8 protein-coding genes are annotated in these 11,391 nt (G+C 73.8%); 7 read left to right on the top strand and 1 reads right to left on the bottom strand.

The annotated features are described in order from the left end of the window. Positions 1 to 73: 73 nt before the first annotated feature. The 5 genes from ACY0MR_RS03675 (at position 74) to ACY0MR_RS03655 (ending at position 8,861) form a co-directional block, all read left to right on the top strand. Complete coding sequence (locus ACY0MR_RS03675) at positions 74 to 466, top strand: hypothetical protein (RefSeq protein ID WP_473559063.1); 393 nt, start codon at positions 74 to 76, stop codon at positions 464 to 466. Positions 467 to 872: 406 nt separating this feature from the next. Continuing rightward, positions 873 to 4,622, top strand: a complete 3,750-nt coding sequence (locus ACY0MR_RS03670; protein ID WP_388794488.1) for a hybrid sensor histidine kinase/response regulator — start codon at positions 873 to 875, stop codon at positions 4,620 to 4,622. 117 nt (positions 4,623 to 4,739) lie between these two features. Further along, positions 4,740 to 7,208, top strand: coding sequence for a SpoIIE family protein phosphatase (locus ACY0MR_RS03665; RefSeq protein ID WP_473559060.1), 2,469 nt, complete (start codon positions 4,740 to 4,742; stop codon positions 7,206 to 7,208). Positions 7,209 to 7,258: 50 nt separating this feature from the next. After that, positions 7,259 to 7,627, top strand: a complete 369-nt coding sequence (locus ACY0MR_RS03660; RefSeq protein ID WP_361852432.1) for an STAS domain-containing protein — start codon at positions 7,259 to 7,261, stop codon at positions 7,625 to 7,627. Positions 7,628 to 7,685: 58 nt separating this feature from the next. Next, positions 7,686 to 8,861, top strand: a complete 1,176-nt coding sequence (locus ACY0MR_RS03655) for a PP2C family protein-serine/threonine phosphatase (protein ID WP_404078871.1) — start codon at positions 7,686 to 7,688, stop codon at positions 8,859 to 8,861. A gap of 119 nt (positions 8,862 to 8,980) precedes the next feature. Here ACY0MR_RS03655 and ACY0MR_RS03650 read toward each other — a convergent pair whose 3' ends face one another. Beyond that, complete coding sequence (locus ACY0MR_RS03650; protein ID WP_473559057.1) at positions 8,981 to 9,493, bottom strand: MarR family winged helix-turn-helix transcriptional regulator; 513 nt, start codon at positions 9,491 to 9,493, stop codon at positions 8,981 to 8,983. A 107-nt stretch (positions 9,494 to 9,600) separates the two neighbouring features. On the opposite strand from ACY0MR_RS03650, the gene ACY0MR_RS03645 reads away from it, so the two are divergent. Together ACY0MR_RS03645 and ACY0MR_RS03640 are read left to right on the top strand one after the other, a co-directional pair. Continuing rightward, the gene (locus tag ACY0MR_RS03645) at positions 9,601 to 10,785 is read left to right on the top strand and encodes a PP2C family protein-serine/threonine phosphatase (protein ID WP_392039025.1); all 1,185 of its coding nucleotides are present in this window, start codon (positions 9,601 to 9,603) and stop codon (positions 10,783 to 10,785) included. A 141-nt stretch (positions 10,786 to 10,926) separates the two neighbouring features. Beyond that, positions 10,927 to 11,391: an ATP-binding protein gene (locus ACY0MR_RS03640; RefSeq protein ID WP_473559055.1), complete on the top strand. Its 465-nt coding sequence runs from the start codon at positions 10,927 to 10,929 to the stop codon at positions 11,389 to 11,391.

The raw sequence follows: 11,391 nt of genomic DNA, 5'->3' as shown, positions 1-11,391 counted from the left end.
GGCGGACCCCGGCGGGGCGGTGCCGGTGCCGTTCCCGAGGTTTGCGAGCGGCTCGTCGGGCGAGACGGCACCCATGACTGCCTCGGAGAACAGTGGAGCCGCCATCCTTCGCCTCGGGTCGTACGCCGGGCGGGGCCGTGTCGGCCGGGCCCGTCGTGTGGACCACGCCGCCGTCGCGGGCGAGGAGCCCGCGCAGGGCACGGAGACCATGGGGACACTGCTCTTCCTTCCGCTGCCGCGGACCGAGGCCGTCCCGGCCGCCGCGTCCGAGGGGACTCCGGCCGCCCCGCGTGCGGCGGAGACCGCCGGGGCCCGGACCCTGGGCGTGGTCCGCGCGCCCGAGACGGGGCGGGCCGGTGCCGCCGTCGGTGCGGCGGCCGCCGCCGCCGTCGTGTACGCGCTCGGCCGTCGGGCGGGTCGACGCGGCCGCAGCCCGGTCGCCCGCTTCCCCGGCCGCCCCTTCTGAGCGACGGCGGAACGCCCGGCCTCCGCCGTACGCCCCTGGTCATCTGTTCCTGAGCCCTCGCGGTGCCGCGGGCGCCGTGCCCCGGCCCCCGGAGCCGTACGCATCCCCGGGCCGTCGCCCCACGGCCCCGGCCCGGCGACCCGAGGTCGCCCCGATGTGAGATCGCCCACGGCACGATGAGCCCGGCACCCTCCGGAAGGAGGGCGCCGGGCTCTTCCGCGTGACGGGTTTCGGCCTCCTGACCCGGCACCGCTCTCCTCTTGTCGATCACGGAGGGGTAGGGTCGTCATCATTGCCGTACGGCAACGGTCGAGACCGTGGTCGTGATGGGAGCGCGGGCGGTGCGGCACCAGGTCGTGACCGAATGGCCCGCAGGCGAATGCCGGATGGCGAACGAGGATGAGGCATGTCTGAGACGACGATCAAGGGCTCCTCGATCGGGGAGCGGCCGGGACCGGCCGCGGTGGGGGAGCCCGAGCTCCGCCAGCTCCTGGCCGGACTCACGGCCGTGCGCGACGGCGACTTCGGCACGCGCCTGCCCGACGAGCCCGACGGCCTGATGGGCGAGATCTCCCGGGTCTTCAACGGGATGGTCGACCAGCTCTCCCTCTTCACCTCCGAAGTGACCCGGGTGGCCCGCGAGGTCGGCACGGAGGGGACGCTGGGCGGTCAGGCCGCGGTACCGGGCGTCTCCGGCTCCTGGGCCGATCTCACCGACTCGGTCAACGCCATGGCCGGCAACCTCACCACCCAGGTCCGCGACATCGCCCAGGTCGCCACCGCCGTCGCCAAGGGAGACCTCTCCCAGAAGATCGACGTGGACGCCCGCGGCGAGATCCTGGAGCTCAAGAACACCATCAACACGATGGTCGACCAGCTCTCCTCCTTCGCCGACGAGGTCACGCGCATGGCCCGCGACGTCGGCACCGAGGGCATCCTCGGCGGCCAGGCCGACGTGAAGGGCGCCTCCGGCACGTGGCGGGATCTCACCGACTCCGTCAACTCCATGGCCGGGAACCTCACCGCGCAGGTGCGGGCGATCGCCCACGTGGCCACGGCGGTCGCCAACGGCGACCTGTCGAAGAAGGTCGACGTGGACGCCCGGGGCGAGATCCTGGAGCTGAAGACGACCATCAACACGATGGTCGACCAGCTGTCCTCGTTCGCCGACGAGGTCACCCGGGTCGCCCGCGAGGTCGGCACCGAGGGCCGCCTCGGCGGCCAGGCCCGGGTGCCGAACGTGGCCGGCACCTGGAAGGACCTCACCGACAACGTCAACTCCATGGCGAGCAACCTGACCGGCCAGGTCCGCAACATCGCCCAGGTCACCACCGCCGTCGCCAACGGCGACCTGTCGAAGAAGATCGACGTGGACGCCCGGGGCGAGATCCTCGCGCTGAAGACGACCATCAACACCATGGTCGACCAGCTGTCGTCGTTCGCGGCCGAGGTGACCCGCGTGGCCCGCGAGGTCGGCAGCGAGGGCCGCCTCGGCGGCCAGGCCGAGGTCGAGGGGGTCTCCGGCACCTGGAAGCGGCTCACCGAGAACGTCAACGAGCTCGCCGGCAACCTCACCCGACAGGTTCGCGCCATCGCCGAGGTGGCGAGCGCCGTCGCCGAGGGCGACCTGACCCGCTCGATCACCGTGGAGGCCTCGGGCGAGGTCGCCGAGCTCAAGGACAACATCAACGCGATGGTCGGCTCGCTCCGCGAGACCACGCGGGCCAACCAGGAACAGGACTGGCTCAAGTCCAGCCTGGCCCGGATCTCCGCCCTGATGCAGGGGCCCCGCGACCTCGCCGTCGTCGCCGAACTCGTCATGGACGAGCTCACCCCGCTCGTCACCGCCCAGTACGGCGCGTTCTACCTCGCCGAGGAGGGAACGGCCGGCGTCGAGCTGGGGCTCGTCGGCTCCTACGGCCGTCCCGCCGGCGACGAGGGCAAGAACCGCTTCCGGCTGGGCGAGTCGCTCGTCGGGCAGGCCGCCCGCAGCCGCCGCACCATCGTCGCCGAGAACGTCCCCGCCGACTACGTCACCATCTCCTCGGGACTCGGCCACACGGCCCGCGGCAGCCTCGTGGTGCTGCCGATCGTCGTCGAGGGCCAGGTGCTCGGCGTCATCGAGCTGATGTCCTTCAGCCCCTTCACGTCCGTGCACCGGGACTTCCTGGAGCAGCTCATGGAGACGGTCGGCGTGAACCTCAGCACGATCGTCGCCAACGCCCGCACCGACGAGCTCCTGGACGAGTCCCAGCGACTGGCCGGCGAACTGCGCTCGCGCACCGAGGAGCTCCAGGTGCAGCAGGAGGAGCTCCAGCGCTCCAACGCCGAGCTGGAGGAGAAGGCGGCCCTGCTCGCGACGCAGAACCGCGACATCGAGGCCAAGAACCTCCAGATCGAGCAGGCCCGCCAGGAGCTGGAGGACCGCGCCCAGCAGCTCGCGCTGGCCTCCAAGTACAAGTCCGAGTTCCTGGCCAACATGAGCCACGAGCTGCGCACCCCGCTCAACAGCCTCCTGATCCTGGCGCAGCTGCTGGCCCAGAACCCGACGCGCAACCTCACCGCCAAGCAGGTCGAGTACGCCGGGATCATCCACTCGGCCGGATCGGACCTGCTGCAGCTGATCAACGACATCCTCGACCTGTCCAAGGTGGAGGCCGGCAAGATGGACCTCAACCCGGAGCGCGTGGCACTGCGCAGACTCCTCGACTACGTCGAGGCCACCTTCCGCCCCCTCACCTCGCAGAAGAGCCTCGCCTTCACCGTCTCCACCGCGGCCGGCGTCCCCGTCGACCTGGTCACCGACGACACCCGGCTCCGCCAGGTCCTCCGGAACCTGCTCTCCAACGCCGTCAAGTTCACCGAGCACGGCAGCGTCGAGCTCCGCATCGAACCGGTCTCGGACGACGAGCTCCCGGCGACCGTGCACCGGGGCGGCCCCGTCGTCGCCTTCCGCGTCGCGGACACCGGCATCGGCATCGCCCGCGAGAACCTGGAGGCGATCTTCGGCGCCTTCCAGCAGGCCGACGGGACGACCAACCGGAAGTACGGCGGCACCGGACTCGGCCTCTCCATCAGCCGCGAGATCGCCTATCTGCTCGGCGGCGCCCTGACGGTCGCCAGCGTCCCCGGCGAGGGCAGCACCTTCACCCTGTACCTCCCCGTCACCCGCCCCGACTTCGCGGAGCAGCCCGCCCTGCCCGGGCCGGCGACGGAGGGCCTGGTGCTCCCCCCGGCACCGCCCGCGGACCCCGGTGACGCCCCCGCGTTCCGCCGGCGGGCCGTCGCCCCCTCGGCCCGTCCGACGCGACGGCTGCTCGTGATCGAGGACCGCCCGCGCGGGCTCCTCGCGCTCGTCGCCGAGAACGCCGTCACGGAACTCGCCGACGGCGGGCGGGCCGGCCGGGACGACGTCGAGCTGATCGCCGTCGTCGGACCCCAGGAGGCCGCCACCGCCCTGGCCACCCAGCCCTTCCACTGCGTCGTGCTCGACGTGGACATGGCCGACGGCGACGCCCTGCGCTTCCTGGACGCCATGGACGGCGACGAGGCCCTGCGCACCGTGCCGGTCCTCGCGCACAACAACCGCCGGCTGGCCGCGGACCACGAGCGGACCCTCCAGGACCTGGCCCGCCGCCGGCCCCTGGAACTCCTCTCCAGCCTCGACGAACTGCGCGAGCGGATCGCCCTCCACCTGTCCGCGGAGCAGCCCGGGGACGTCGTACCCCTGGTCCGCGGGGAGCACCGGGCTCCCGAGCCGCAGACGATCGACACCACCCTGCAGGGCCGCACGGTCCTCGTCGTCGACGACGACGCCCGCAACCTGTACGCCCTCAGCGGCATCCTGGAGCTGCACGGGATCACGGTCCTGCACGCGGAGAACGGCAGGAAGGGCATCGAGGCGCTCCTGGAGCACGCGGAGGTCGATCTCGTGCTGATGGATGTGATGATGCCGGAGATGGACGGCTACACGGCGACCGCGCGGATCCGGGAGATGCCCCGGTTCGCCGGGCTGCCCGTCATCGCCGTCACCGCCAAGGCGATGCCCGGCGACCGGGAGAAGAGCCTCTCCGCAGGCGCCAGCGACTACGTGACCAAGCCTGTCGACGCCGACGAACTCATCGCCTGCGTCCACCGCTGGCTGAACGACGCCTAGCCCCGTGGCAGCCCCCGCCCGCCCGCGCCGCTCCCCGGCGCGGGCACCGCGCCCCTCGGGTGCGTGTCCCCGCCCTTCCGGCGGCCCCCGGGCCGCACGACCCCAGGAGTCCTCGACGTGAGCGGTCCCCACCTCCGGGACGGAGACCCGCGCTCCGGCATCCCGGAGGGCGGCGCTCCGGCGCCCGAGGAGATCCCCGCCGCCCTCCCCGGGCAGCCCGACGACGGCGACCGGACGACGGAGCGCGACCCCATCGGCGCCGGCCGGCTGACGGCCGTGGTGGAACGGCTGCGCGGCGAGGTGCGGGCCGCGCACGCCGCGGCGGAGGGCCGCGCCCTGATCGAGCTCGCCAAGGGAGTGATCGTCGAGCGCCTGGGGTGCGGACCCGCCCAGGCCGCGCGCCAGCTCGGCGAGCTGGCCGAGCAGGCCGGGCTCTCCCAGCTGGAACTCGCCGCGGACATCATCAACCAGGCGGCCCGCGACCGGGTCGCCGAGGTCGCCGGCGACTTCCTGAGGGCGACCGCCGACGAGCCCGGCACGGCCGGGTCCGACGCCTCCGTCGGCGTCCGCCTGCGGACGGCGGAGAGCGCCGCGCTCAGCGCCGACGACACCCAGTCCGTCGCCGAGTCGCTGCTGGCGCACGCCCTCGAACCGCTCGGCGCCGTCGCGGTGGCGATCTGGACCACCGGCGCGGACGCCTCGCTCAGCCTGCGCGGCCACGCCGGGTTCGGCTCCGACGAGGCGGCCCGCTGGCACTACGTCCCGCCGGGCGTGACCACCGCGGCCCGGCAGGCACTCACGGCCCGGCGGGCGGTCTGGTACCCCTCCCTGGCCGCCGCGGGCGTCCCGTCGATCGGACGCTCCCGCCACCCCGACGGCGGCCGCGTCGTCGTCCCCGCCGGGACCGGCGGCCGTATCCACGGCGTCCTGGAGGTCTGCTGGGCCCGCCCGCTGGAGCCCCAGCCCCGGGCCGTGGAACGCCAGATCGAGGCCCTCGCCGAGCTCTGCGCCCACACCCTGGAGGCCCTGCCCGCGCAGGGCGGGCCGACCCCCTCCCTCCCGCCCGGCGGGGAGGGGCCGCTGGAGCTGGCCGAACTCGCCGACGGACTCCACGACCCGGCCCTCGTCCTCACCCCGCACCTGGACGACGCGGGAGACCTCGCCGACTTCCGCATCCGGCACGCCAACGCGCTGTTCCAGGACCCGGCGGGCCGCCCCCGGAGCGCCGTCGAGGGGGCGCTGCTCCTGGAGGCGTACCCGGCGACGGCCGGCGGCAGCGAGCTCTTCGACCGGATCGAGCGGGTCTACGCGACGGGCGAACCGTTCCGCTCGCGACGGACCCGGCTGACCGCGCTCGTGGACCAGGTGCCGCTGTCCTCGCTCGCCGACATCAGCATCAGCCGGCACGGTGACAGCGTCTTCCTGATATGGCGCATCGAGGACGAGTCCGCCCGCCTGGCCAACCTGCTCCAGCACGCCCAGCGGCTGGGCCGGGTCGGCGCCTTCGAGGAGGACGTCCTCACCGGTGAGATCACCTGGAACGGCCAGCTCTTCGACCTCTTCGGCCGGGAGAAGACGGCGCCGCCGGTCTCGCTGCGCGATCTGGCCGCCCACGTCCACCAGGACGACGCCGGCGCCATCCGGCGCTTCCTCCACTCCGTCCTGCACCAGCGGCGGGCCGGATCCGCGGCCTTCCGCCTGATGCGCCGGGACGGGGTCACCCGGCACATCCGGGTGATCGCCGAGCCGGCCCTGGGGGCCGACGACCGGATCCAGGCGGTCCGGGGCGCCTATCAGGACATCTCGGCGCAGCACTGGACCGAGGTCGCCCTCACGGCGACCCGGGACCGGCTCGTCGCCACGGAGGAGGAGGCGGCGGAGCGCAACCGGCTCACCCTCCAGCTCCAGCACGCCATCATGCCCCCGGCCAAACCGCCGCTGGACGCGCCGGGGCTCGACGTCGCGGTGCGCTACCGTCCGGCCGAGTCCGACTCCATGGTCGGCGGCGACTGGTACGACGCCGTCGTGCTGCCCTCCAAGAAGGTGCTGCTCTGCGTCGGCGACGTGGCGGGGCACGGTGTGGAGGCCGCCACCGGGATGGTGGTGCTGCGCAACGCCCTGCGCGGCCTCGCCGTCACCGGGGCGGGCCCCGGACAGCTGCTCGCCTGGCTGAACAGCGTCGCCCACCACCTCACGGCCCACCTCACGGCCACCGCCGTGTGCGGGATCTACGACCCCGAGAGCCGCACCCTGCGCTGGGCCCGCGCGGGGCACCTCCCGCCGGTGCTCGTCCGCGGCGGCGAGGCGGCCGACCTGCCGCTGCTGCGGGGGGTCCTCCTGGGCGCCCTCGCCGAGGCCGAGTACGAGGAGGCGGAGCTGCGGCTCGAACCCGACGACACCGTGCTCATGTACACCGACGGCCTCGTCGAACGGCGCGACACCTCGGTCCCCGAATCGGTGGCCCAGCTGCTGGCCACCGCCCGGCTGCCGGCCGACAGCCTCGAACGACGGCTCGACCTGCTGCTGTCCCGCAGCAAGTCGGACACGGACGACGACACGTGTCTGGTCGGAGTCGAGGTCACGTGAGCGCCGCTCGTCCTCCCCACCGTCCGTCCCCACCGTGGAAAGCAGGGAACATGTCCGAACGAGAGTCGAACCTGGCCGTTGACGTCACGATCCGCGACGCCGGCACAGCGGTGCTGTCCCTGGGAGGTGAGCTCGACATGGAGACCGCCCCGCTGCTCGAAGGCAGTCTGGGGGAGCAGCTCCGGGACGGCCGCGCCCATGTCGTCCTCGACCTGACCGGCCTGGAGTTCATGGACTCGTCCGGTCTGAACGTCCTGATCAGGGCGGTGCACAAGGCGCGGGGGGTCGGAGGGGACGTGTACCTCGCCGCGCCGACGTCAGCGGTGCGGCGCATCCTGGAGATCACCGGGGTGACCACCACGATCCCGCCGCACAGCGGTGTGGCGGAGGCGCTGGCCGCGGCCGGCGGAGCGAGATGAACGCAGGGTGGTGCGGTCCGGTGCCCCGGACCGCGCGGTAGGAAGGAAGCGGAAGAACGTGCACGAGATCGCCGACGTGGAGCAGGAGCTCCGCAGGGCAGCGCCGCACCAGCTGGTGGGTGTCGTCGAGGCGGCACTGGGGAAGCGGTACGGCGCCCGGTGGGTGGAACTCAGGCTGGCCGACTACGGGCTGCGGACACTCCAGCTCGTCGAGCGGACACCGGGCGCGGCGCCGGCGGTGCCGATCCACGACAGCCCCCAGGGCCGGGCCTTCGGTGCCCAGGAGCCGCACGTGACCCTCGGGTTCGAAGGCGTCCTGGTCCACCTCCCGGTCACGGTGCGGGGCGACCGTCTGGGCGTCCTCACGGTGGCGTTCCCGGCCGGGGCCGACGTCGGCCCCGCTCTCCCCGCGCTCGGCCAGGTCTGCGACGCTCTCGGGCACGAGATCATGGTGGCCGAGCGGGACACGGACCTGTACGTCCTGGCACGGCGGGCGACCCGGCTCACCCTCGCGGCCGAGATGCAGTGGCAGCTCCTCCCCGGCCGCTCGTGCGCCCGCCCCGAGTTCGCCCTCGGCGCGCATCTGGAACCGGCCTACGCGATCTTCGGGGACAACTACGACTGGTCGGTGTCGGCCGGGCGACTGAACCTGACGGTCACCAACGGCATGGGCGAGGGCATCGGCGCCGCCCTGCTGACGAACCTGGCGATCAACGCGCTGCGCAACGCCCGCCGGGCCGGGCTGGGCCTCGCGGACCAGGCGGCCCTGGCCGACCAGGCCGTGTACGCGCAGTACCGGGGCACCGCCTTCGTCTCGGTGCTGCTGCTGAGCTTCGACCTCGCGACCGGCGAGGTGGAGGCCGTGGACGCGGGGTCGCCCCGGCTGTGGCGGCTGCGGGGCCCGTCGGTCGAGGCCGTCTCCTTCGAGGCGCAGCTGCCCCTCGGCATGTTCGAGGACTCCCCCTACGTGCCCGAGCGGTTCCAGGTGCTGCCGGGGGACCGGCTGCTCTTCGGCAGCGACGGGGTGTACGACGCCGTCTCGCCCGAGGGGGAGAGCTACGGGGAGCGCGCGCTCGCCCGGGCCCTCAGCGGGACGCGGCTGCTCCCGCCCACGCACGTGCCGCAGGCCGTGCTGCGCGAGCTGGCCGCGTACCACGGCAGCAGCCCGCTGGAGGACGACGCCCTCGTCATCTGTCTCGACTGGCACGGGACCCCGTCAACAGTTGCCGTGTGACAACTGTATCCTTGTGGCAACATCGGGAGCGCCGCCCGATGGGACACGGCGAGGATCACCGGAGGGTGGAAGTGCGGACATGGGGTGTGCGGCCGGCCGGAGCCGGCGGCGCGCGGAGGTCAGGCCGAACTGACGTCCTTGAGCGGCGTGTCGGGGCGTGACGAGCCCGCGGGCCCGTCCTGCTCCAAGGCCTCCTGGAACCCGGTGAGCCCCCGCAGCAGCGCCTTGCGGCTCGTCGGCGACATGTCCGCGATCACCGCGAGGAGGGCCTCCTCGCGGTGGGTCCGCAGATCCCGCAGGTACGCCTTGCCGTGCGCGGTCAGGTGCAGCTCCAGCTGCCTCCGGCTGACGGGGCTGGGCAGCCGCTGGACGAAGCCCAGCGCCTCCAGCCGGTCGCACATACGACTCACCGAGGGCGGCGCGGACCCGAGCAGGTCGCCCAGGGTGCGCAGGCTGATCCCCTCCTCGCGGTCCAGGCTGTACAGCACGCGCAGCTGACTCGCCGACACCGGTGTCGGCGACACCATGTCCCGGCCCCGCTCCCACAGGACCTCGAGGAGCTCGATGACCTCCCGGGCGGCCTCCGTCGTCTGCTGCCGCTCCCGCCGGGACGGGGAGGGGTTGGTGTTCATGACTGCCGACACTCCTCGGGCGTCCGGGGCCGAGGCCGTCGACCTTCCGACGGACCGGTCATCTCCACATCTCTCCAGAAGGCGGTACGAATTCGGTGGATCGACACGTGACAGTGGAAAGCGCACTGCGCGGGGCGGCACCACACCTCCTCCTGGACTCCCTCCGTACCAGTCTCGCGCAGCAGTACGCCGCGTACTCCGCCGATCTGCTGCTCATCGACTACGGCTTCACGTCGCTGCGGCCCGTGCGGCCCGTGCAGGCACGTACCGGGGTGCGGCCCGTGCCCGTGGACGCGGGGACCGCCGGTCGGGCCTTCCGCACGCAACAACCATATCTTTTCCGTGATGACGGGCTCACGGCGACCGTTTTCCTTCCGGTCACCGTGCGCGGCGACCGGCTGGGCGTCCTCGTGGTCCTGCTGCCCGGGGACCGCGCCACCGGGGCGACGGTCCAGAGCCTCGGCCGTGTCGCCGAGACGCTCGGCCACGCCCTGTGCGTGGCCGACCGCCACACCGACCTCTACCGCAGCACCCGCAGGACGCGTCCCCTCACCCTCGCCGGCGAGATGCAGTGGGACACCCTGGCGGGCCGGGCCTGCACCGGCCCGGCGTTCGACCTGCACGCCCACTGGGAGCCCGCCTACGGCTCGGGAGGGCACCTCCTGGACTGGAGCGTGACCGAGGACGAGCTGCTGCTGGTGGTCGCCGACGGCGCGGGGCCCGGCACTCCCGCCGCCCTCGTGAGCACCCTCGCCCTGAGCGCGATCCGCAACGCCCGGCGGGCCGGGCTCGACCTGGTGGGCCAGGCCAGCCTCACCGACCAGGCGCTCTACGGCCAGTACCGGGGAACCAGCCCGCTCGCCGCGCTCCTGATGCGCCTCGACCTCGCGACCGGTGCGACCGAGGTCGTCGACGCCGGGTCGCCGACGCTCTGGCGGACCCGCGGAACCGGCACCGAGCGCATCGCCCTCGACCGCCAACTGCCCCTCGGCATGTTCGAGGACACCGTCTACGCCACGCAGCGCCTCCGCCTGCTGCCCGGGGACCGGTTCGTCGTCGTCGCCCGGGAGCCCGGCCGCCCCCGGCCCGGCGGGACGGGCGGGGTGCCGGACGGGGCCGTCGCCCGGGCCGTGTCCCGGACCGCGCGGCTCGGCTGCGCCGACGTCCCCAGGGCCGTCGTCCGCGCGCTGCGGGAGCCGCCCGGCGACGTGCCGGACACCGCGCTCGTCGTCTGCCTCGACTGGCACGGCGCCGCGGAGGGACGCCCCGAGCCCCCGGCGAGCGGGGGCTGAGCCCCGCCCCCGCGTCCCCCCGGGGCGGGGCCGGTCGGCGTGATTCCCGTGGCGGGCGGTGTGGAAACCGCGAAGGGGGGAAAGGCGGTGTACGGGGTGCCCAGCGCGCCCGACCAACCGTACGAGGGGAGTCCCAGGGCCATGACGGACGCGATCATCGCCGACCGTGCAGCGCCGGAACCCCTGCTGTCCGCAAGCGCAGGGTTCGACAGTGCCGCCGCCGGCGGCGCGATCGGCGCTGCCCGCGACTTCACCGCCGACTTCCTCGCCGCCGCGTCCGACGTCCTGCCGCGGCCGCTGCCGCGGGACCGTGTCGACCTGGCGAAGCTCGTCGTCAGCGAGCTGGTGACCAACGCCTTCCGGCACGCCCCCGGGCCCTGCCGGCTGCTGCTGGAACTGCGGGAGGACCTCCTGGAGGTCTCGGTCTTCGACCGCGCCGCCGCGGCCCCCGTCCCGCGCGGACACGATCCGCGCCGGATCGGGCAGCACGGCGTCGAGATCGTCGTCGCCGTGTGCGAGAGCGTCACGGTGGAGCCGGAGGCCACGGGCAAGCGGGTCCGGGCGCGCCTCTCCCTCCGTGCCGCCGACGACGGGGCCCGCGCCTGA

It is taken from the genome of Streptomyces sp. JN8 (assembly GCF_055808075.1).
Note: the sequence above shows the minus strand (reverse complement) of the source record. Positions and strands in the feature narration are given on the sequence as shown.